Source organism: Myxococcus dinghuensis (genome assembly GCF_024198235.1).
GTDB lineage: Bacteria > Myxococcota > Myxococcia > Myxococcales > Myxococcaceae > Myxococcus > Myxococcus dinghuensis.
The window spans coordinates 98,831-121,320 of the sequence record NZ_JAKCFB010000029.1; the positions used below are offsets into that span (position 1 = coordinate 98,831).

A 22,490-nucleotide genomic window follows, 5' to 3' on the forward strand; every position below is an offset into this window, starting at 1 on the left:
GCCCCTCCACGAAGGAGCCCCCGCCATGAACATCGCCACGACGCTCGTCCACGCCGGAACCCGCAGGGACCCCGCCACCGGCGCGGTGGCCGTCCCCGTCCACCACTCCGCCACCTACCAGCACCCCGCGCTCGGCCAGTCCACCGGCTACGACTACTCGCGCACGAAGAACCCCACCCGCGCCGCGCTGGAGGACGCGCTCGCGCAGCTCGAGGGCGGCGCGCGCGGGCTCGCCTTCGCCTCCGGCATGGCCGCGCTGCACTGCGCGCTCCAGCTCTTCGGCCCCGAGGACCACGTCGTCCTCACCGAGGACCTCTACGGCGGCACCTACCGCCTGGTGGACCGGCTCCTGCGCGTACCCCACACGTTCGTGGACACGTCGCGCCCGGAGGCGGTGCGCGCCGCGCTGCGGCCCAACACGCGGGCGCTGCTGGTGGAGTCGCCCACCAACCCGATGATGAAGACGGCGGACCTGCCGGCGCTCGTCGCCATCGCGCGCGAGGCGGGGGTGCTGCTCATCGTCGACAACACGTTCTACACGCCCTACCTCCAGCGCCCGCTGGAGCTGGGCGCGGACATCGTCGTCCACTCCGCCACCAAGTACCTGGCCGGCCACAACGACGTGGTCGCGGGCGCGCTCGTGGTCCGCGACGCGGCGCTGGGCGAGAAGCTCGCGTACGCGCAGAACGGCATCGGCGCCATCCTGGGGCCGCAGGACGCGTACCTGGTGATTCGCGGGCTGAAGACGCTGGCGCTGCGGATGGAGAAGCACCAGGCCAACGCGCGCGAGGTGGCCGCGTTCCTGGCGCGCCACCCGAAGGTGGCCCGCGTCTACTACCCGGGCGCCGGGGGCATGTTGTCCTTCGACGTCACGGACGCCGCGCTGGCGCCCCAGGTGCTGGGCGCCGTGAAGCTGTGCCTCTTCGCCGAGTCGCTCGGCGGCGTCGAGACGCTCATCACCTACCCCACCACCCAGACACACGCAGACATCCCCGCCGAGCGCCGACACGCGCTGGGCATCACCGACCGACTGCTCCGCCTCTCCGTGGGAATCGAGGACTGCCATGACATCATCTCCGACCTGGCCCAGGCGCTCGACGCCGGCCCCCGCTGAGCGGCGCTTCGCGACCCGCGTGCTGCACACCGGCCACGAGGTGGACCCGGTGACGGGCGCCGCGGCGGTGCCCATCTACCAGGTGTCCATGTTCGACCAGCCCGGCCTCGACTCGCCGGGGGAGTTCGACTACGCGCGCTCGGGCAACCCCACGCGCAAGTCGCTGGAGGGTGTGCTCGCCGCGTTGGACGACGCGGCGGGCGCGTTCGCCTTCGGCTCCGGCATGGCCGCGCTCTCCTCCGTGCTGATGCTCTTCAGCGCGGGCGACCACCTGGTGGTGACGGACGACTGCTACGGCGGCACCTACCGCGTGCTCACGCGCGTCTTCAGCCGCTTCGGAATCAAGGCCACCTTCGTGGACACCAGCGACGTGGAGGCGGTGCGCGCCGCGTTCCGCCCGGAGACCCGGGGGCTGCTGGTGGAGACGGTGAGCAACCCCTTCCTCCAGCGCACCAACGTCCCGGCCATGGCCGCGCTCGCGCGCACGTACGGCGCGCTGCTCATCGTCGACAACACCTTCCTGTCCCCAGCGCTGTCACGGCCGCTCACCGAGGGCGCGGACATCGTCATCCACTCCGCCACCAAGTACCTGGGCGGACACAGCGACGTCGTCGCGGGGACGGTGGCGGTGCGCACGCCGGAGCTGGCGAAGGAGGTCTACTTCCTCCAGAACGCGGTGGGCGCGGTGCTGGGCCCGCAGGACTGCTTCCTGCTCCAGCGCGGCATCAAGACGCTGCACGTGCGCCTGGAGCGGCAGGTGCGCACCGCCGGGGCCCTGGCGCGGTGGCTCGGCGGCCGTCCGGAGGTTCGCGAGGTCTTCTACCCGGGCACCGGCGCGGTGGTGTCCTTCCGGCTGGCCCGGGACGCGATGGCGGCGCCCTTCGTGGAGTCGCTGCGGCTGCCGCTGCTCGGCGTGTCGCTCGGCGCGGTGGAGAGCATCGTCACGGTGCCGGCGAGGCACTCGCACGCCTCCGTGCCCGCCCCCGAGCGCGAGCGCCGGGGCATCACCGACGGGCTCATCCGTTTCTCCGTGGGCCTGGAAGACGTGGAAGACCTCCAAGCGGACCTGGCCCAGGCGTTGGGCCGCGCCGTCCGGGAGGCGGCATGAGGAGGTGCTCGGGTTGACAGCGTCCGGCGGATTGGTTACGTCCTGAGGCGATGCTCGTCTTCGTCGCTCGCTTCGGAACCTGTTGTCGTGGCGCGTGTTGTCGCGTCCCGACGGGTCCGTCCGTTCGAGCGTACTGAGCGTCCTTCGCGCACAGGCGTGTCCGGCCCGTCCCCCAGCAGCATCGGAGACGGGCCGTTTCATTTTCCCCACACGCCGGGGCGCAACCGTGGTCCCGGCCCAACCCCCGAGAGACGCGGATGCCCAACAACATCTACGCAGACGTGACCCAGCTCATTGGCCGTACGCCCATCGTGCGGCTGTCGCGCATCGCCCAGCCGGACGAGGCCACGCTGCTGGCGAAGGTCGAGTTCTTCAACCCGGGCGGCAGCGTGAAGGACCGCATCGGGCTGGCGATGCTCGAGGACGCGGAGAACCACGGCCGGCTGCGTCCGGGGATGACCATCGTCGAGCCCACCAGCGGCAACACGGGCATCGCGCTCGCGTTGGTGGCCGCGGTGAAGGGCTATCGGCTGGTGCTCACCATGCCGGAGAGCATGAGCGTGGAGCGCCGCCGCCTCCTGGAGGCCTATGGCGCGGAGCTGGTGCTCACCCCCGCGGCCAAGGGCATGAACGGCGCCGTGGAGGCCGCCGAGGAGTTCCTCAAGTCGCTGGGCGACCAGGGCTTCATGCCGCAGCAGTTCCGCAACCCGTCCAACCCGGAGATCCACCGCCGCACCACGGCGAAGGAAATCCTGGCCGACCTGGACGTGAAGACGCTGGACGCGTTCGTGGCGGGCATCGGCACGGGCGGCACCATCACCGGCGCGGGTGGGGAGCTGAAGAAGGCGAACCCGGCGCTCCAGGTCGTCGCGGTGGAGCCGCTGCGCTCGCCGCTGCTCACGCAGGGCAAGGCGGGTCCGCACCGCATCCAGGGCATCGGCGCCAACTTCGTCCCGGAGGTGCTGGACCGCTCCGTGTTCGACGAGGTCATCGACGTGGGTGACGTGGACGCGTACCTCGCGGCCCGGGAGCTGGCGCGCAAGGAGGGCCTGCTGGTGGGCATCTCCAGTGGCGCGGCGCTGCACGCGGCGCGGCAGGTGGCGAAGCGGCTGGGGCCGGGCAAGACGGTGTTGACGGTGCTCCCCGACACGGGTGAGCGCTACTGGAGTTCGTTCGCGGCGTTCGCCGAGGAGCTGGCGAACACGCCGCGGGGAGTCGGTGGATGATCGAGCTGCGCGGGGTCGGCAAGGTGTACGCCCAGGGTGGGCGGGAGGTGGTGGCCCTCCAGGACGTGTCGCTGCGGGTGGAGCCAGGGGAGGTGTTCGGCGTGCTCGGGCAGAGCGGCGCCGGCAAGTCCACGCTCATCCGCTGCGTCAACCTGCTGGAGCGCCCCACGTCGGGCCGGGTGCGGGTGAACGGCAAGGAGCTGCTGTCCATGCGTCCCGAGGAGCTGCGCCTGGCGCGGCAGGGCATCGGGATGATCTTCCAGCACTTCAACCTGTTCTCCTCGCAGACGGTGGCGGGCAACGTCGCCTATCCGCTCGAGGTCGCCGGGCTCTCCAAGGCGGAGATTCGCGAGCGGGTCGCGGAGCTGCTCGCCCTGGTGGGCCTGTCCGACAAGGCGGACGCCCATCCCTCCCAACTCTCGGGCGGACAGAAGCAGCGCGTGGGCATCGCCCGCGCGCTGGCACCCCGACCCCGCCTCCTGCTGTCGGACGAGGCCACGTCGTCGCTGGACCCGGAGACGACGCGGGCCGTGCTCTCGCTGCTGCGCGACATCAACCAGCGGCTGGGGCTCACCATCCTGCTCATCACCCACCAGATGGAGGTGGTGAAGGCCATCTGCGACTCCGTCGCCGTGCTGGAGCAGGGCCGGCTCGTCGAGCAGGGCAAGGTGGTGGACCTGCTCGCGCGGCCGGGCACCCGGTTGCACGAGCTGTGCTATCCGCCCTTCGTCACGGGGGAGAGCGCGGTGCTCCGCGGGGGCCAGCGGGTGGAGCTGTCGCTGTCGGGCGAGCACTCCACGCGGCCCATCCTGAGCACGCTGGCGCGCCGGTTCGACGTGGACGCGCACCTGTTGGAGGGTTCGTTGGAGCGGGTGGGCGAGACGCGCGTGGGGCGGCTCTTGTTCGAGCTGACCGGGGCGCCGGACGCGGTGAGCCAGGCGCTGGCGTTCCTGCGGCAAGAGGGCCTGACGCGCGAGGAGGCCGCCCATGTCGGGTGAGCTGGCACATTCGCTGTGGGTGGCCACGCTGGAGACGCTCTACATGACGTCCGTGGCGGGCGTGCTGGTGGTGCTGGCGGGCCTGCCGCTGGGCGTGCTGCTGGTGCTGACGGACCGGGGCGGGCTGTGGGAGCGGCCGGCGCTGAACCGGGTGCTGGGCACGCTCGTCAACGTGGGTCGGTCGGTGCCGTTCATCATCCTGATGGTGGCCATCGTCCCGCTCACGCGGTTGTTGGTGGGGACGACCATCGGCACCACGGCGGCCATCGTCCCCTTGGTGGTGGCGGCGATTCCCTTCATGGGCCGCGTGGTGGAGCAGGCGCTGCGTGAAGTGGACGGTGGACTCGTCGAGGCGGCCATCGCGATGGGCTCCACCCACCGACGGGTCATCACGCGTGTCCTCCTGCCGGAAGCCCTCCCGTCGTTGATTCGTGGCACGGCGCTCGTGGTCATCAGCCTCTTGAGCTACAGCGCCATGGCCGGCGCGGTGGGCGGTGGGGGGCTGGGAGACCTGGCGGTGAAGTACGGCTACATGCGCTTCCGCACCGACGTCATGCTGGGCTGCCTCGTGGTGCTGCTCGCGCTGGTGCAGTGGGTGCAGTGGCTCGGGGATGGGCTCGCCTCCCGGTTCGACCACAGCCGCGCACAGTCTGCTCGCCCGCTCGATTGAAATATCCGGGGCGGTGCGCTGTTCGCCTCGCGCCCCTGTTGGAGACACACCCCATGAAGCCGCCTGCGTCGTTCCTGCTCATCCCCCTGGCCTTCGCCATCGTCTCCGCCGCGCTGCTGGTGGGGACGGGGTGCTCGAAGTCCGACCCGCTCAGCACCGGCCAGGCCCCTGGCCTGCGCATCGTGAAGGTCGGCGTCAACCCGGTCCCCCACGGCGAGATTCTCCGCGCGGCCGTCCCCGTCGCCCTGCGCGAGGGGGTACGCGTGGAGGTGGTGGAGTTCACCGACTACGTGCAGCCCAACATCGCGCTGGCGGACTCGCAGCTCGACGCCAACTACTTCCAGCACGTGCCGTACCTGGAGCGCTTCGCCGCGGACCGGAAGCTGGCGCTGAGCAGCGCGGGCGCGGTGCACCTGGAGCCGCTGGCGCTCTACTCCATCAAGTTCCGCCAGCTCGCCGAGCTTCCCGTGGGCGCGCAGGTGACGATTCCCGCCGACCCGAGCAACGCCTCGCGCGCGCTGCACCTGCTGGAGGACACCGGGCTTTTGCGCCTGCGCGAGGGCACGGGCGCTGGCGCCACCGTGGCGGACATCGTGGTCAATCCGCGCAAGCTGGTGCTGCGTGAAATCGACGCCGAGCAGCAACCGCGCACCCTGGAGGACGTGGCCGCCGCCGTCATCAACGGCAACTACTTCCTGGAGGCCCAGAAGCACCTGAACCTGGACGCCAGGGCCCTGGCTCGCGAGTCGGCCACGCGCAACCCGTACGCCAACGTGATCGTCGTGCGCAGGGGCGACGAGGCCCGGCCGGAGGTCCGCACCCTGCTCAAGGCCCTCCAGTCCGAAGAGGTGCGCCGCTTCATCCAGACGAAGTACGGCGACGCGGTGGTGCCCGCGTTCTGAGGGAGGACGGCGACTCCGCGCGGGTCGCGCCCTGGCGTTCGCGCGAACACCCTGGCGGGCAGCGGGTCCGGGTGATTCGACGGTGGAGCGAGCGACGAGCACGAGGCATTCGCGCGCCTCGTGCCTGTTGTCGCCCAGCGCGGGCTTCAGTCGGTGCGCTTGAAGTCCTCGGAGCGCACGCCGTAGCGCTTGAGGAGCCGGTGCAGGCTCTCGCGCTCCATCCCCGCGCGTTCGGCGGCGTGGGTGACGTTGCCTCCGAACTCCCGCATCAGCGCCAGGAGGTAGTCGCGCGAGACGGCGTCCCGCGCGCTGTCGACGGCTTCGCGATAGGGCAGCTTCGTCAGCGACTCCGCCGTGGCCCGAGGCGTGGGCAGGCGGGTGCTCACCGTCGCCAATTCGGGCGGCAGGTCGTCCACCGTCACGCGCGGCCCCTGTGCGACCGCCGCCGCGCGGGCCACCGCGTTCTCCAACTGCCGCACGTTGCCGGGCCAGGCGGAGGCCGTGAGGGCCTGGAGCGCCTCGGGTGTGAAGCCGTCCAGCTCCGGGCGCCCCGCGTGAGACAGGAAGTGCATCGCCAACAGCGGGACGTCCTCGCGGCGCTCGCGCAGCGCGGGCAGGCGCACCGTCACCACGTTGAGGCGGTAGTAGAGGTCCTCACGGAAGCGCCCCGCCGCGACCTCGGCGGACAGGTCCCTGTGGGTCGCCGCCACCACGCGCACGTCGAGCTTCACCGGCTGGGTGGTGCCCACGCGGCGCACCTCCCGCTCCTGGAGCGCGCGGTTGAGCTTCACCTGCACCGGCAGCGGCAGGTCTCCAATCTCGTCCAGGAAGAGCGTGCCGCCGTGGGCCTCCTCGAAGAGGCCCGCCTTGGCCACCGTGGCCCCGGTGAAGGCGCCCCGGGCATGACCGAACAGCTCGCTCTCCACCAGCTCCGCGGGCAGCGCGCCACAGTTCACGGCGACGAAGGGGCGCGCCCGGCGAGGACTCTCCGCATGCACGGCCCTGGCGGCCAGCTCCTTGCCCGTCCCCGTCTCGCCGGTCAGCAGCACGGTGAGGTCGCGCGCCGCCACCTGGGTCAGCAGCCCGTGCAGCGCGCGCATCGCGGGGCTCTCGCCGCGCAGTCCGTGCAGGTCGGGCACGGTGGCGAGGCGGTCCTTGAGGCCCGCGGCCTCGCGGTTGCGTCGCCGCTGCTCCAGCGCTCGCGCCACGACCAGGGCCACCTCGTCCGGGTCGAAGGGCTTCGAGAGGTAGTCGTAGGCACCTTCCTTGATGGCCTCGACCGCCTTGGGGATGCTGGCGTACGCGGTGACGAGCACCACCTGCGTGTCCGGCGTGCGCCGCTTCACCTCGCGCAGCACCGCGAAGCCGTCCGCGCCGGGCATCTGGATGTCCGTGACGACCATGTCGAAGTCGCGCGAGGCGAGCAGCGCGAGCGCCTGCGTCCCGTCCGCCGCCTCCGTCACCGCGTAGGCGTCTCCGAGGATGCGGGAGAACAGCTTGCGCATGTTCTCCTTGTCGTCCACCACGAGGACACTGGGGGGAACCAAGGTACTCACGCCATCGCCTCCCTCGCGGGCGACGCGGGCGGCAGGCGCAGCGTGAAGCGGGCTCCGCCCAGGGGACCGGTGTCCGCCTCGATGTGGCCTCCGTGCGCCTCTGCGATGGCCTGGCTCACCGCGAGCCCCAGCCCCGTGCCCGTGGATCGCGTGGTGAAGAAGGGCTCGAACAGGCGCGGTCGGTCCTCGGGCTTCACGCCCGGGCCGGAATCCGAGACGGCCACGCTCGCGCCTCCATCCTTCGTCCTGGAGATGTGCAGCGCGACGGAGCCTCCATCCCCCGCGGCCTCGGTCGCGTTCCTCACCAGGTTGAGGAGCACCTGTCGCAGGCGGGGCGGCTGGGCCCACGCGGTGGCCTCGCCCTCCACGCGGACGTCCACCTGCCCGAGCCGTTCGGACTCGCGCAGTCGCGCCACCACGTCCTCGCAGGCCTCGCGCAGGGCCACCTGCTCCACGGGGCCGTGGCCCGGACGGGAGAGGTCGAGGAGCCCCTCGACAATCTGCTGACAGCGCACCGCCTCCTCCTCCACGACCCGCAGGTCCTCGGCCAGCGCGCCCTCGGCCTTGCGCTGGAGGATTCGCACATAGCCGAGGATGACGCCCAGCGGGTTGTTGATTTCATGCGCGACGCCCGCCGCGAGCCGGCCCACGCTGGCGAGCTTCTCGTGCTGGACGAGCTGGGCCTGGTGCGTGCGCAGCGCCTCCGTCATCTGGTTGAAGCGCGCGGCGAGCCGCCCCAGCTCACCCGGGTCGTCCTCGGGGATACGGGCGTCGAGGTCTCCTCGCGCCACGCGGGCCGCACCCTCGGAGAGCCGGGCCACGGGGCGGGCGACGGAGTTGCCGATGTAGATGCCCACGCCCACCGCGAACAGGGTGGCGCCGCCCAGGAGGAACAGCGCCCAGCGGAAGCTCGTGTGCTCCACCGTGGCCACGTGCTCCTCGAACTGGCCGATGGAGGTATCGAAGCGCCGGGCGAGGGAGTCGGCGCGCGACTGGATGAGGGAGACGAGCTCCAGCGCGTGACCGTGGGCGGAGGTGACGGCGGCCTGGTCCTTCGCCAGGACGGCGGGCAGGAGGGTGTCGCGGTAGAGCCGGTCGAGGGCGTCACCGTTGCGCTGGATGTCGGCGACCCAGGCGCGCTCCTCGTCGTCCTGGGCTTGCTCGCGGAGCTTCTGGGTGAGGGCCTCCACGCGTGCCCGGGACTCCTCGTGGAAGCGCACGTGGCTCGCGTTGCCGAGGATGATGGTGTGGGCGACGTGGGCGTACTGGTCGCGGACGGCGGTGGCGAGTTCCAGCGTGTCGCGAGCCCGGGCGCCTGCTTCGCGCAGCTCGTGCGAACCGTCGCGGATGTCCACCAACCGGGCGAGCGCGAAGCCCGAGGCCGCGGTGAACAGCGCGACCAGCGCGCCGAAGGCCAGGAGCAGCTTGCGGGTGGTGGAGCCGGAGGTGGGAAGCATCGCGCTCTATATATGGGAGCCCGGCCCCGCGCTCTGCCTCCTCGTGCGCCTGCTCCCCACCGCGAGCGCGCAGGCCCGGTGTCGGGACGTGCACAGTCGAGCCCCATCCCATCTGAGAGGTCGTCTCCCGTGACTCCTACCTGAGGTAGAGTGACGGGTGGTTTCGTCCAGCCGGGGGGCGCCACGATGCCATGGTCGACCATCTGGGTGTGCGCGCTGTCCTGGGCCCTGCTCGGCAGTCCCGACGTGCACCGACGTGACGGCTGGGTGGACAGCGCGGCCCACAGGGATGCGCTGGAGAGCGTTCCTCCCAGGTGCTCGCCGAGCGAAGTGGAGCAGCACTGTGGCGGTGGGAGGCAAGACACTTCGGAGTGCAGGACCCGCTGCGGGGACACCGAATGAGGTGGCGTACGTTCATGGGGGCCGGCGTCGCGCTCCTGCTCCCTGTCCCCATCGCCCTCGTCGTCACGGGCATCTCCCAACTGCGAATGCCCGAGTCGGTTCAGGGCAGGCTCGTCAGTCCGGTGCTCGAGCCCGAGAGGAGACAAGGCCTGCCGACCTACCACCGGGACTGCGCTCGAAGCTCGGAGTGTGATGTTCCGCTGGGATGCCTCATGGATGCACGTGCCCATGCCCAGTATTGCGCGGACAGCCAATGCCTGACGGATGCACAGTGCCCTCAGGGGACGACCTGTCGGGTCATCGCGACAGAAGGCGCCGGCCCCCTGGTTCGGTATTGCATCCCACGAGGAGTGCGCGAGGAAGGTGAACGCTGCATCAAGGTTCCCGCGGAGAGACACGAAGCCTGTGTGCCAGGGCTCCAATGCAGCGGGGAGACCGGATTCTGCGCGAGACAGTGTGAGCCCCAGCAGCCGGAGACGTGCCCTCCCGGCTTCTTCTGCGCCGACACTCGCCCCGAACCGGCCTGCCTGCCCTCTTGCGAGCAGAGTGGATGTCCGCCGGGCCAGCACTGCGTTCGTCATGACGGAGGCGCATCCGCGTGTGCCCGTATCTATGGCCCAGCCTGCCAGGAGGCGCACTGTCCCGGCGGTCAGCGCCGCGAGGTCATCGACGCACCAGCGCGCCCCGGCGTCATCTGGTCCGAATGCGAGGAGCGCTGCGGGGACGACGACCTGCCGCCCTGCCCCGACGGACGCGTCTGTGACGGCTGGTCCTGCAAGCAGCCCTGCGACCCCAAGGGCCCCAACACCTGCAACGAGGGTTACCGCTGCTTCCAGCGCCGTCCCACCGGCCCCTGGTTCTGCCACCCCACGTGGTGAGATGCAGCCTGCACATGACGCGGACATGGGTCCGCCGCCATCACTGACGGCGAACCTCTTCGTAGAGGCCCTACGAAAATAGAGACTGGCTAGCTGTTTCAACCCACGCCCGCTCAACTCCGAGCGCCTACCCCTCCTCCAACGCACAGCAACCTGGCTCAGTTAGGGAGCCCGGACAGGACAGCGGGAGGCAGTGGAGGGTCCCCACCTCCCCAGTGAATCGACAGGACCACGCTCAATGCGGACACACGAAACGACAGGGCCCAACCAAACTCAGGCTTCAGATTTCTTCTCACTGCGTCTGCTCCTTCAGCTACCTCGTATCTATTTTCAGAGGCGGCCATGCAGGGAAGATAGGCCTCCCAACGCAGGCCGCAATCGTTCAACACGTGCCCAGCAGGGCTGCAGTCTGCTGACAATGAATCACTGCTTCGTCGCCAGGAACTCCCGCGCTCACCTTCGGCGAGATTGAGGTTTCGGCCGCTTCAGGGAGCATTCCCAAGCGAGGCTCGGACGAACGCCGGACGAACTACGACTCCGCTGTCTCTCGCGACGAGGCGGAATGCCACAAGCGGTGCGGTGCGGACGGATGAACTGGCGAACCTACCTCGGCGCAGGCATCGCCCTGCTGCTGCCGCTGCCACTCGTCCTCGTAGCTCACGCGGGCAGCGATTTCAGGAACCCCAGCAGCGCGGTGTTCACCGCGTCCGCGCACTCCTGCTGAACCCAGTGCCCCGCCCCCGGTACGACCAAGACCTCCCGGAGGTTCGGGACCAGCGGCCGCATGTATTCCACGGGAGCGATTGCACGGCCCGGGTCCTTCTCCCCGACGAGGTAGAGCGCCGGCTGTTCGATCTTCACCGTCGCCAACTCCGGCAGCTCCGCCCAATCCCGGTCCATGTTGCGATAGCGATTGAGCCCTCCCCGGAAACCACTGTGGGCGAACTCCTTCGCGAAGTACGCGACATCCTCCTCCGTGAGCCACGCCGGAAGCCGCGCCGGCACCTCGACGCCCGTGAGGAATCCATCCCCCGGCTTGCGCGACCGCACGGCCTCCGCCGTCACGTCGAAGCCCGCCGTCCCCGCGAGCACGGTGCGCATCGTCCTCGGGATGTCCGCCTCGAGCTCCGCCTCCGCCACGCCCGGCTCCTGGAAATACAGGATGTAGAACCACTGGTCCTTGAAGGCGTTCCGGAAGAGCTGCGTCGGCGGCATCGGCGGGCGACCCAGGTGGGGGACGCTCATCCCCACCACGGCCCGGAACCGCTCCGGATGGAGCGCGGCGCAGCTCCACGCCATCGCCGCCCCCCAGTCGTGCCCCACCACCACCGCCGTCCGCTCCCCCAGCGCATCGAGCAGCCCCACGAAGTCCGCGACCAGCTCCTTCATCCGGTACGCCTCGACCTCCCGCGGCGCGTCGCTCCGTCCATACCCACGCACGTCCGGCGCGACCGCGTGGTAGCCCGCCGCCGCGAGCGCCGGGAGCTGGTGTCGCCACGAGTACCAGGACTCCGGCCAACCATGGAGCAGCAGGACCAGGGGACCCGCTCCCGCTTCGGCGATGTGGAGTCGGAGGCCATTCGTCTCGAGCGTGCGATGCGTGATTCCAGACATGGGTCCCTTCCCTTCATGACGTCCTGCGAGAACCACTCCTCGGGACGCGCGCGGCATCCCGACGGACACTGGCCGCCACGTCCGCCAGCGTCGTGCCACGAAGCCGCGCCAACAGGAGCGCCTCCGCGTCCTCCAGCGCCTTCCCGAGCGCCCCGTTGACGGCCTGCTCGACGAAGCACCCGGGGCTCTCGTCCCGAGGCCCGATGCTGAACAGCGTCGGCGCGCCCAGCGCCTCGTACACGTCCGCCAGCGTCACGGACTCCAGCTTCCGCGCCAGCGACCAGCCCCCTCCATGCCCCTTCTCCGAACGCAGGATGCCCGCCTCGCGCAACCCCGCCATCGTCCGCCGGACGACCACCGGGTTGGCCTTCAACAACCGCCCCATCTGCTCCGACGTCACCACCGGCCCCAGCTCCGGCATGTGCAACAGCACGTGCAAGGCGACCGAGAGCCTGCTGTCGCGTCTCATGCCACTTCAAATGTAGCGTGAGCCCTCGAAAGTCAAGTCGAGTCGCTTCCCCGCTCGTGGACGCGGGCGCCGCATTCACCTTGCGCATCCCCGCGCCCACGAGCATGACTGGAGCGGACACCCCGGAGGAGCACGCCTCATGGCCATGCGCTTCAAGAACCTGGATGGCAGCGGCCCGCAGCCCTTCAGCAGCGTCTTCAAGTGGGCCGTGGCCGACAAGCTCACCGGTCGCCGTCGCAAGGCCCCCGACCATGCCCCCGTCCCACACGTGGCCCCCGACCTCACCCTGCTCGCCACGCCTCCGGCGCCCGGGGAAGGCGCGCGCCTGACCTGGCTCGGTCACGCGAGCTGGCTCGTCCAGCTCGACGGACTGTCGCTCCTCGTCGACCCCGTGCTGCGCGACGCCATCAACGTCGTCATCCACCGCAACGTGCCGCCCGGCGTCCCGACCGACAAGCTGCCTCCCATCGCCGCCAGCCTCGTCTCCCACAACCACTACGACCACCTCGACCTGCCCACCTTGAAGGACGTGCGCGCCCCCGTCGTCACCGGCCTGGGCCACGCCCCCGTGTTCCGTGGCTCGGGCCTCACCGTCACCGAGCTCGACTGGTGGCAGTCCTCGAAGGTCGGTCCCGTCACGCTCCACTACGTCCCGTCGCAGCACTGGAGCCGGCGCGGCCTCAACGACGCCAACGAGATGCTCTGGGGCGGCTTCGTCATCGAGGGCTCCAGCGCCCGCCTCTACCACTCCGGCGACACCGCCTGGTTCGACGGCTTCCAGGAGATTGGCCGGAGGTTCCCCGGCATCGACGCGGCCATGCTCCCCATCGGCGCGTACGACCCGGAGTGGTTCATGAGCCGCCAGCACATGAACCCCGAGGACGCCGTGCGCGCCTTCGAGGCGCTCGGCGCCACCCGCTTCCTCGCCATGCACTGGGGCACCTTCAAGCTCACCGACGAGCCGCTCGACGAGCCGCCCCGCCGCCTGGATGCCGAGTGGAATCGACGCGGCTGGTCACGCGAGCACCTGTACGTACTGCCGGTGGGAGGCACGCTCACCCTGCACGGCGGTTGAATCACATCAGGGCTTGTGGTGTGGGAAGGGCATGCTCCTCGCCACCGCCCTCTCCCTGTCGCTCGCCCAGACGCCACCGCCCCTCACGACCGCGTCCGAAGTCAGCGGATGGACGCGCACCGGCCGCTACCCCGAAGTCGAATCGCTCTGCCGCGCCTTCGTGAAGTCCTTCCCCGGCAAGGCCCGCTGCGACACCTTCGGCACCAGCCCGGAGGGCCGCCCGATGCTCGCGCTCGTCGTCAGCGCGGACGGCGTGCTCACCCCCTCCGCCGCGAAGAAGAAGGCCCGCCCCGTCGTCTTCTTCCAGGGCGGCATCCACGCCGGTGAAATCGACGGCAAGGACGCGGGCTTCTGGCTCCTGCGCGACATGCTCACGGGCAAGGCGCTTCCCGGCGTCCTCAAGGGCGTCACCGCCGTCTTCGTCCCCGTCTTCAACGTGGACGGCCACGAGCGCTTCGGCCCCAACAACCGCCCCAACCAGGTGGGCCCCGAGGAGATGGGCTGGCGCGTCACCGGGCAGAACCTCAACCTCAACCGCGACTACGTGAAGGCCGACGCCCCGGAGATGGTGGCCCTGCTGCGCTACCTGAACGCGTGGGACCCCGTCGTCTACGCGGACCTCCACGTCACCGACGGCGCCAAGTTCGAGCCCGACGTCGCCGTCGCCGTCGAACCCCAGTACACCGGCCCGGAGAAGCTGCGCGAGCAGGGCTTGAAGCTGCGCCAGGAGCTGTTCCAGGAGCTGGAGACCCAAGGGCACCAGCCCCTCGTGTTCTACCCGTCCTTCCTCCAGGAGGATGACCCGACCTCCGGCTTCGCCTACGGCGTGCCGCCGCCGCGCATGAGCCACGCCTACGCCGCGGTCCACCACCGCTTCGGCGTGCTGGTGGAGACCCACTCCTGGAAGCCCTATGCCGAGCGCGTGAAGGCCACGCGCGACGTCGTCGCGGGCCTGTTGCGCCTGGTCGCCCGCGATGGCGCCACGCTGCTGTCCGCGCTGAAGGACACCGACGCCCAGGCCACCGCCGGCCAGACGCGCGACGTGGTCCTCGCCTGGAAGAACACGGACAAGAGCCAGCCCATCGACTTCCGCGGCTACGCCTACGAGCGCGGCCCGTCCGAGGTCTCCGGCCAGACGTGGATCCGCTACGACGATTCGAAGCCCCAAATCTGGAAGGTGCCCTACTTCAGCGAGCTGACGCCGGCCCTCACCGCCGCGATTCCCTCCGGCGGCTACCTGGTCCCTCCCGCCCACGCCGCCTGGGTGGCGGAGAAGCTCACCACCCACGGCCTGCGCTTCCAGCGCCTGTCGCGCGCGACGCCCGCCGCCGACGTGGAGGTGTTCCGCGCCACCGAGGCGAAGTGGAGCACCCAACCCAACGAAGGCCACCACACGCTCTCCGTCAAGGGCGCCTGGGAGAAGCAGTCCCAGGAGCTGCCCACAGGCACCCTCTACGTCCCCACGGCCCAGCCGGGCGTGGAGCTGGTGGCGCACCTGTTCGAGCCCTCCGGCCCCGACTCCCTGCTGGCGTGGGGCTTCTTCAACGCCCACTTCGAGCAGAAGGAGTACGTCGAGGACTACGTGCTGGAGCCCTTCGCCCGCGAGCTGCTCGCGAAGGACGCCGCCGTGAAGGCCGAGTGGGACGCGAAGCTGAAGGACCCCGCCTTCGCCAACGACGCCCGGGCCCGGCTGCGCTTCTTCTACGAGCGCCACCCCGCCCGCGACACGCGCCTGCGCGTCTACCCCGTGCTGCGCACCGCCACCGCGCCCACGGGCCTGACGGCCGGCCGCTGAGGCACACGCCCTGAAACACGAAGGCCCCGGCGGCGCCATGCCCCCGGGGCCTTCTCATGTCCGGCGTTCGCGCCGGCGCTCCCCGTCACCGCGGGAGGCCGGAGCGGGTGGGCGCATCAGCCGATGACGCCCTCGCACGCGCAACTGCTCGGGTTGCAGTACGTGTTCGACGGGCAGCCGCCGCAGTTGGGCTTGCACACGCACGAGCACGAGCTCGGGTCCGCCTGGAACGTGCCGCCGCAGTTCAGGCCGGCCGTGTCGCAGGCGCAGCCGCACACGCCCGTGTCGAACTTGTAGCCGTCCGCGCACGTCGCCGACTGCGCGCAACTGCAGGCGCAGGTGTTCGTGTTGCACGTCTCGTAGGTGCCGCACGTGCCACCGCAGTCCGCCGTGCAGCGGAAGGCGCACACGTCCGGGTCGGTGTTGCACACCTGGCCGGGCGAGCCGCCCACACCTCCGCAGTCCGACGGGCACTCGCACTTGTTCGACACGCGGTTGCAGAACAGCGTGCCGTCGCAGAAGTCCGCCTCGGTCGGGTCGTAGTGCTTGTCACCCTCGCACGGCGGGGGGACGCCGTTGACGTTCGTCGTGCGGTCGATCCAGTACCGGTACGACACCGCCGCCTGCGTGGTGGCCGTCTTCGGACGGCAGCCTCCGAAGAAGGACAGCGTGCGGTTGATGCCGTCCACGTCGAAGCCGTGGGTGCGGCTGCGCGGCAGGTCGGCCGCCGTGGGGCACTGCCCCGCGTCCGCCACCTCCGCCACCGACACCTTCACCGACGCGCCGATGGGCGGCTGCTGCGTGCGGTAGCCCACCGACGAGATGACGCTGTCGACGATGCCGTTGATGGTGGTGGTGATGGAGGCCGAGTCCCGGATGCTGCCCACCACGCCACCCGTGGCCTGGATGACGTCCAGGTGCTTCGGGTTGCGGGGGTCCTCGTCCTGGTGGCACCACGTCGAGGAGTTCGCGGTGGCGGTCTCCGGCGGGCAGATGATGCCGTGGACCTGGATGACCTGGTCCACCGGGTTGTTGCTCACGCCCGCGTTGGTGCCCGTGTCGTTGAAGTACTGCTTGAAGACCTCCTCGTTGTCGCTGGACTGGTCACGCGTGTCCGTGAGCACCACCACGACCACCTTCGCGCCATCCCGGATGCGGGTGTCGACCGTACCTCCCGAGGACTTCAGGAAGTTGATGGCGGACCGGGCGGACTCCAGCGGCTTCTCCGCGGGCGCGCCGTCGATGTTCACCCAGCACTCCTTGCTGTTGGCGTTGGTGCACGTGGTGGCCTGGGTGCCCGAGGGGATGGTGACGATGGAGCACTGGTTCGCGTTGCACGCGCTGTTCTCCGTCAGCCACGCACGGAACTGGTTCACGTTCCGGGTGAAGCCACGCACCGTCTGGTAGTTGGGCTCCGCGCTGTTGGTGTAGCTCGTCGTCACCATGGCCAGGCGCCAGTCCAGCGTGGAGTTGGCCAGCTTGTTGGCCACGGCCGTGGCCGCGTTGGCCAGGGCCAACTGGCTGCTGGCCATGGAGCCGCTGTCGTCCACGACGAAGAGGAAGTCCACCACCGCCTGCCGCGAGGTGAACAGCTCGCACTGCACCGCGTCCGCGTCGCCGAACTGCGCCAGCGACGAGCCGCCCGCCGTGTCCGCCAGGGTGAACAGCGCCTGGGCCTCCGTGTAGCGGGCCGTGGGCGTGAGGGCCAGCACCACCAGCACGCTGGAGTCGCTGCGGTGGACGTACTGGGCCTGGAGGGTGAACGGGCCGGTGATGCCCGCCGCGCCCGACAGCGCGCCCGTGGTGTTGGGCACCAGCGAGCGGACCAGGGTGTTGGTGTACGTCTTCAGGTCCGTGGCGTTGGCGAGCGCGTAGCGCGAGGCGAGCGCCGCGTGGCCGTCCCACGTGGTGAACGTCTGCGAGAAGTCGCGCGTCGCGGAGTTGAAGGACGCGGCGCGGATGCCCGCCTCGTCCCCGGTGGGCGTGGTGGAGCCCGGCACCTGCGCGCGCTTGTACGCGATGAGCGTCACCTGCTTGGTGTCGTCCCAGCCGACGATGCCCACCGTGCGGTCACCCGACTTGATGTTCACCAGGTTGGCGTCCTTGAAGGTGGCCGGCAGCGCGAGCCGGATGTCCGCGCCGTTCTCCTCCTTGAAGGTCACCGGGCGCAGGTTGTTCGTGCGGCAGGCCTGGCCCGCGGGCGTCCCGGGCGCGCCGTCGTTCGGGTTCCTCGGGTCCAGCTCGTTGGGGTCCACCTGCCCGTTGTGGTTCGCGTCCTCCGCGCCGTCGAGGATGCCGTCGTCGTCGGTGTCGCTGTCGTTGGGGTTGGTGGTGGTGGAGGGCTGCGAGTCACCGACGTAGCCACAATCCTTGCGCGGCGCCGCCGACGTGGCCACGCCCCGCTCCAGGCCGTCCAGCAGGCCGTCGCCGTCCGTGTCCGGGTTGGTGGGGTCCGTGTCGTTGCCGTCCACCTTGCCGTTGCCGTTGGCGTCCTCGCCGAGGAAGCCGTTGCGGCCCGGGCCGTCCTGGAGGCCGTCACAGTCCGTGTCCGTCAGGCGCGGGTCCGTCTCGCCGGAGTCCACGCGGCCGTTCTTGTTCGAGTCCTCCAGGCCGTCCGGCAGGCCGTCGCCGTCCGTGTCCGCGTTGTGCGGGTCCGTGCCCGTGGCGAGCTCCACCGAGTCGGGGATGCCGTCGAAGTCCGCGTCCGGGATGGAGGCCGCGCAGTCCTTCACGCGCGGGTCCGTCTCCTGGCCGTCCTTCACGCCGTTGTGGTTGACGTCCTCGTCACCGTCGCTGCACGAGTCGCCGTCCGTGTCCGGGTTGAGCGGGTCCGTGCCGAACCGGACCTCCAGGCCGTCCGGCAGGCCGTCGCCGTCCGTGTCACGGTTGCGCGGGTCCGTCTCCCCCGGGCTCACCACGCCGTTGTGGTTCTTGTCCTCGTCGCCGTCGGACAGGCCGTCACCGTCCGAGTCGAGGGCGTTGGGGTCCGTCTCGCCGGGGTCCCGCTTGCCGTTGCGGTTGAGGTCCTCGATGCCGTCGGGGATGCCGTCGCCGTCGGTGTCCATCTTGACCGGCGAGGTGCGCGTGGAGGTGTCCTGGTCCCCGCGGAACGAGCAGTTCGGATCCACGCTGGAGGTCCGACCGACCTCCACGCCGTCGCGGATGCCGTCGCCGTCGGTGTCGCGGCGACCCGGGTCCGTCTTCAACCCACCCGGGTAGACATTGGCGAACTCCTCGGCGTCGGTGAGGCCGTCACAGTCGGAGTCCTTGTTGGGGTTGTTCTCGTCCGCGATGTCGGTGGGGACGGGACCTGGATCCGGGTCCGGGTCGGGTTCGACGTTGGGCTCCTCGGGGCCCGCATCACCACCGTCGGAACCACCGTTCGTGCCGCCATCCGAGTCAGGTGTGGGAACGGGCTCTTCGGGATCCGACCCGCCGCAACCTGTCGTCAGCAGGGAGGCTGACAACAATACGCAGCAGACGACCCGGGCCAATGACTTGCGCATCATGGTGCAACTCCATGGCCCTGACTCCGGGGGGGGAGGGGATGAGTCAGGGAGAACCCAAAGTCTACGGAGACCTGAGCGGAATGGTGAGGGGATATCCCCTCAGTGCGAGTCCACCGTCGCTCGTCGTATGAACACCCTTCAGCGCCACGGGTCGATTGCCATACGACTGTTTTTCGATCGCAGTTCGCGTGTCGGGAGGCGTCAGCTATCGTCCTTTCCGTGCCTGTCTTCGGTCTCGCGGCATTGTGGAATGGAAACGCATCACCCGAGCGTGCGGCGGCGGTGGTGGAGGGGCTCGGCGACATGCTGCCCACCGCGCAATCGCTGCAGCTCGTCGTCGGCGCGCGGGAGGATCAAGCCGGCGTCGAGGTGAAGGTGGAGGCGCCCGGCTATCCGCGCGCGTCGGTGGACAAGCTGGCCGACGAGGTGAAGCGCAGCGGCGGCTCGTTCGTGGAGCTGTGGCGCCTGCCCAAGGCCGAGCGCGACGCGTTCCGCACCACCACCTTCGCGGGCGGACGCCCCTTCGGAGGAGAGGACCGCGCGGGGGCCGCACGTGCGCTGGCGCAGCACCTGACCGCACTGGCCACGCGGAGCACGGCGCCCACCCCCGTTCTCCCCACACCGCCCCCGCCCGTCACCGCGCCGGAGCAGGACCCGCGCCGCGTGCCCCAGGCGCCGCCGGGCAGCCCCCAGCGGCGTGGGCGGCGCTTCGCGGTGCGGCTGGAGCTGGAGTTCCGCACGGAGCTGGAGTTCGTGCGCGAGCACGCGCTCAACATCTCCAACGGGGGCCTCTTCGTGCGCACCGCGCACCGGCCGCTGCCGGACAGCGTCGTCACCGTGGACGTGAAGCTGCCCAACGGCGAGCACCTGCAGGGCGACGCGGTCGTCGTCCACGTGCTGGACGACCCCTACAGCGGCGGCGTGGGCCTGGCGTTCCTGAGCGACGACGCGACCTTCGCGCGGACGCTGGATGGCTATCTGGCGAGCCTCGCGGGCGGAACGGGATGAGTGGAATGGGCGTGGTGGGGCGCTTCGAGCTGCTGTCCCAGTTGGGGCGCGGCGGGATGGCGGAGGTCTTCCTGGCGCGCGTGCGCGAGGGCGCGCGGAGCGGGGAGCTGGTGGCGCTCAAGCGCGTGCGCCCGGAGCGGGCCCGCGACCCCGAGGCGCGCGAGCAGCTCCTGCACGAGGCGGAGCTCGCGCGGTGCCTGCAGCATCCCCACATCGTCGGCTTCATCGAATACGGAGAGCTCTTCGACGGCGGCTACCTCGCGCTGGAGCTGGTGGAGGGGCCCGACCTGGGGCGCGTGCTGGCGCAGTGCCGCAAGCGCCGCATCGAGCTGCCCATCGACATCTCCGTGCTCATCGTCCGGCAGGTGCTGGAGGCGCTCGAGCACGCACACGCGGCCACCAGCCCCACCGGCCGCCCCCTGGGCGTGGTGCACTGCGACGTGTCCCCGCACAACGTGCTGCTGTCGCGCACGGGCGAGGTGAAGCTGGCGGACTTCGGCGTGGCGCGCTCGCGGGCGGGCATGGCGTTCGACGCGCGGCGCCTGGGCAAGCAGCACTACCGTTCGCCGGAGCTGCTCGCGGGCGAGGTGTCCGTCGCGGTGGACCTGTGGGCCACGGCGGTGCTGCTCTACGAGCTGCTGTCGCTGGAGTCGCCCTTCCCCTCCGGCCCCGAGGACGAGGTCGAGGCCGCCATCCGCGGCGGCCGGGTGAAGCCCGTGCGGCTGAAGGTGCCGGAGGTGTCCGACGCGCTGGCCCTGGTGCTGGACCGCGCGCTGGCGCCCCACCCCGCGCAGCGCTTCAGCTCCGCGCGGCAGTTCGCCCGCGCGCTCGCCGCGCTGGCGGATGACCGCGTGGCGACGCCGCTGGCCGTGGCCGCCGTGGTGCGCGGGCTGATGGGCCCGAACCCCTGACGGCCCGGCTCACGCGACGACCTGCCGCTCCACGCGCGGGCCCAACCCCAGGTCCCCCTCCACCACCAGCCGGCTGCGACCACCGCCCTGCTTCACCACCCGCACCTGGACGCCGATGCGCTCGGCCAGGCCGGAGACGTGGGAGATGATGCCCACCTGCCGGCCCGTCGCCTGGAGCGCGTCGAGCGTGGCCAGCGCCACCTCCAGCGTCTCCGGGTCCAACGTGCCGAAGCCCTCGTCGATGAAGAGGGTCTCCACCTGCGTCGTCTCCGACGACAGCGACGCCAGCCCCAGCGCGAGCGCGAGCGACACCAGGAAGCTCTCTCCACCGGACAGGCTGGCCACGCCGCGCACCTCGTCGCCCATGTCGCCGTCCACGACCTGCAGGTCCAGGTCGTGCCCGGGCACGCGCATCAGCCGGTAGCGCCGCGCCAGCTCCTGCAGGTGCGCGTTGGCGTGCATGAGCAGCGCGTCCAGCGTGAGGCTCTGCGCGAACACCTTGAAGCGCTTGCCGTCGTGCGAGCCGATGAGGTCTCCCAGCGCCTTCCACACCTCGCCCGCGCGGCGTCGCTCCGCGATGGCCTCCGCCTCGCTGCCGTGGCGGGCCCGCGCGGCGTCATCCGCCTCCAGCCGCGCGCGCAGCCGGGCCTCCGCCGAGCGCCGGGCCTCCACGTCCGCGCGCAGCCGCTCCCGGGTGGACGTGGCCTCCTCGTCGGACAGCGCCGGGGCGCCGGAGGACGCGTGCGCCTCCAGGCGCTCACGCCGCTCCGCGAGCACCGCGCGCGCCTGGGCCAGGGCCTCGCGCAGCGTCGACAGGGACCGCTCCTCCGCCTCGCACCACGCGGCGTCGTGCGCGAGCAGGGCCTTCACCGCCTCCAGCGTCGTGCCCCGCGCCGCGAGCCGCTCGGACAGCGCGGCCCAGGCCGCCTCGCGGGAGGCCTCGGCCGCGACGCGGGTGCGCTCCGCGTCCTCCACCCGGGCGCGCGCCACCTCCTCCGCCTGCCGCGTGGACTCCGCCGCCGTGCGGGCCTGCTCGAAGGCCTGGCCCGCGGAGGCCAGCCGCTCCCGCAGCCGCGCGCGGACCTCCTCCGTGGGGCGCCCCTCCAGCAGCCCCGCGCGCGAGCGCCCCAGCTCGCCCCGCGTCCGCTCCTTGAGCGCGGCCAGCGCCGCCTCGTCCTCCGCGCGCCGGGCATTCCCGTCGAGCTGGCCCTGGACGCGGGCGCGGTGGCGCCGCTCCTCCTCCTCCCGCGCCTTCGCCTTCTCGACGACCTCCTCGCGCTCCCGCCACATCGCCACGCGCTTGCCGCACTTCTGGCGGAAGTCCGCGGGGTTCGCCTCCAGCTTCGCCTCCCAGCCCGCGTCGTTGGCGAAGACGGGGCCCACGTCCGCCAGCACCTGACGCAGCGTCACGTCCGCCGCCTCGAGGCGGGCCAGCCCCTCCTTCAGCGCCCCCTCCGCGCGGGTCGACTCCTCCTCCGCGCGGCGCAACGCCTCGGCGGCCACCTCTCGCCGCGTGCGCTGCGTCTCCAGCGCGGCGCGGGCCTCGCGCGCCGCCCTCGCGAGCCCCTCGGCGGCCTCGTCCTCGGCCTTCGAGGACGAAAGCCGCGCCAGGAGCTCTCCCGCCATCGCCTCCAGCCAGGCCCCGGCGTCGGACGAGTCCCCCGCGTCGGGAGGCGCGACCTGCTCGCGCCCCGCGTCCACGAGCACCACGGCCGCCCGCCAGCGCGCGCGGGCCTCCGCCCAGGCGCTCCGCTGCTCCGCGCCCCGCGCCGCCGCGGCCTCGCGCCGGCCCTCCGCC

Annotated in this window: 16 protein-coding genes; 10 read left to right on the forward strand and 6 right to left on the reverse strand. The window is 71.3% G+C overall.

Features of this window, described 5'->3' with window-relative positions; translation table 11 throughout:
* The first annotated feature begins 25 nt into the window (after nt 1-25).
* From LZ198_RS30075 to LZ198_RS30100, 6 genes are all read left to right on the forward strand, one after another.
* Entirely contained in the window at nt 26-1,114 is a 1,089-nt protein-coding gene (locus LZ198_RS30075) for a trans-sulfuration enzyme family protein (protein WP_253975544.1), read from the forward strand.
* Nucleotides 1,065-2,222, forward strand: a complete 1,158-nt coding sequence (locus LZ198_RS30080; RefSeq protein WP_253975545.1) for a trans-sulfuration enzyme family protein — start codon at nt 1,065-1,067, stop codon at nt 2,220-2,222. Before LZ198_RS30075 ends, LZ198_RS30080 begins: the two co-directional genes overlap by 50 nt.
* 257 nt (nt 2,223-2,479) lie before the next feature.
* On the forward strand, nt 2,480-3,448 hold the full coding sequence (cysK, locus tag LZ198_RS30085) for a cysteine synthase A (protein WP_253975546.1): 969 nt from the start codon (nt 2,480-2,482) through the stop codon (nt 3,446-3,448).
* Nucleotides 3,445-4,446 carry a methionine ABC transporter ATP-binding protein gene (locus LZ198_RS30090; RefSeq protein WP_253975547.1) on the forward strand — a complete coding sequence of 334 codons (1,002 nt, stop codon included), beginning with the start codon at nt 3,445-3,447 and terminating at the stop codon, nt 4,444-4,446. Before cysK ends, LZ198_RS30090 begins: the two co-directional genes overlap by 4 nt.
* Entirely contained in the window at nt 4,436-5,116 is a 681-nt protein-coding gene (locus LZ198_RS30095) for a methionine ABC transporter permease (protein ID WP_253975548.1), read from the forward strand. Before LZ198_RS30090 ends, LZ198_RS30095 begins: the two co-directional genes overlap by 11 nt.
* A gap of 53 nt (nt 5,117-5,169) precedes the next feature.
* On the forward strand, nt 5,170-6,018 hold the full coding sequence (locus LZ198_RS30100) for a MetQ/NlpA family ABC transporter substrate-binding protein (protein WP_253975549.1): 849 nt from the start codon (nt 5,170-5,172) through the stop codon (nt 6,016-6,018).
* Nucleotides 6,019-6,164: 146 nt separating this feature from the next.
* On the opposite strand, the gene LZ198_RS30105 is transcribed toward LZ198_RS30100, so the two are convergent.
* The 4 genes from LZ198_RS30105 to LZ198_RS30120 form a co-directional block, all read right to left on the reverse strand.
* Nucleotides 6,165-7,574: a sigma-54-dependent transcriptional regulator gene (locus LZ198_RS30105; protein ID WP_323383042.1), complete on the reverse strand. Its 1,410-nt coding sequence runs from the start codon at nt 7,572-7,574 to the stop codon at nt 6,165-6,167.
* Nucleotides 7,571-9,031, reverse strand: coding sequence for a sensor histidine kinase (locus LZ198_RS30110; RefSeq protein ID WP_253975550.1), 1,461 nt, complete (start codon nt 9,029-9,031; stop codon nt 7,571-7,573). The genes LZ198_RS30105 and LZ198_RS30110 overlap by 4 nt, the downstream gene beginning before the upstream one ends.
* Nucleotides 9,032-10,968: 1,937 nt before the next feature.
* A complete protein-coding gene (locus tag LZ198_RS30115) occupies nt 10,969-11,925 on the reverse strand; it encodes an alpha/beta fold hydrolase (protein ID WP_253975551.1) in 957 nt (318 codons plus the stop codon).
* Between the two features lie 13 nt (nt 11,926-11,938).
* Nucleotides 11,939-12,394, reverse strand: coding sequence for an Rrf2 family transcriptional regulator (locus LZ198_RS30120; RefSeq protein WP_253975552.1), 456 nt, complete (start codon nt 12,392-12,394; stop codon nt 11,939-11,941).
* Nucleotides 12,395-12,533: 139 nt separating this feature from the next.
* On the opposite strand from LZ198_RS30120, the gene LZ198_RS30125 reads away from it, so the two are divergent.
* Both LZ198_RS30125 and LZ198_RS30130 read left to right on the forward strand, forming a co-directional pair.
* Entirely contained in the window at nt 12,534-13,469 is a 936-nt protein-coding gene (locus tag LZ198_RS30125; protein ID WP_253975553.1) for an MBL fold metallo-hydrolase, read from the forward strand.
* 31 nt (nt 13,470-13,500) lie between these two features.
* Complete coding sequence (locus LZ198_RS30130; protein WP_253975554.1) at nt 13,501-15,264, forward strand: M14 family zinc carboxypeptidase; 1,764 nt, start codon at nt 13,501-13,503, stop codon at nt 15,262-15,264.
* A gap of 116 nt (nt 15,265-15,380) precedes the next feature.
* Here the strand turns inward: LZ198_RS30130 and cglD are convergent, their stop codons facing one another.
* Nucleotides 15,381-18,770 carry an adventurous gliding motility lipoprotein CglD gene (gene cglD, locus LZ198_RS30135; RefSeq protein WP_253975560.1) on the reverse strand — a complete coding sequence of 1,130 codons (3,390 nt, stop codon included), beginning with the start codon at nt 18,768-18,770 and terminating at the stop codon, nt 15,381-15,383.
* A 222-nt stretch (nt 18,771-18,992) separates the two neighbouring features.
* Here cglD and LZ198_RS30140 point away from each other — a divergent pair, with 222 nt between their 5' ends.
* Both LZ198_RS30140 and LZ198_RS30145 read left to right on the forward strand, forming a co-directional pair.
* Nucleotides 18,993-19,781 (forward strand): TIGR02266 family protein, encoded by a 789-nt coding sequence (locus LZ198_RS30140; protein WP_253975555.1) that lies wholly within the window; start codon nt 18,993-18,995, stop codon nt 19,779-19,781.
* Nucleotides 19,778-20,692, forward strand: a complete 915-nt coding sequence (locus tag LZ198_RS30145; RefSeq protein ID WP_253975556.1) for a serine/threonine-protein kinase — start codon at nt 19,778-19,780, stop codon at nt 20,690-20,692. The genes LZ198_RS30140 and LZ198_RS30145 overlap by 4 nt, the downstream gene beginning before the upstream one ends.
* A gap of 9 nt (nt 20,693-20,701) precedes the next feature.
* Here LZ198_RS30145 and LZ198_RS30150 read toward each other — a convergent pair.
* On the reverse strand, nt 20,702-22,490 hold a 1,789-nt coding region (locus tag LZ198_RS30150; RefSeq protein WP_323383046.1), incomplete at its 5' end, for an SbcC/MukB-like Walker B domain-containing protein.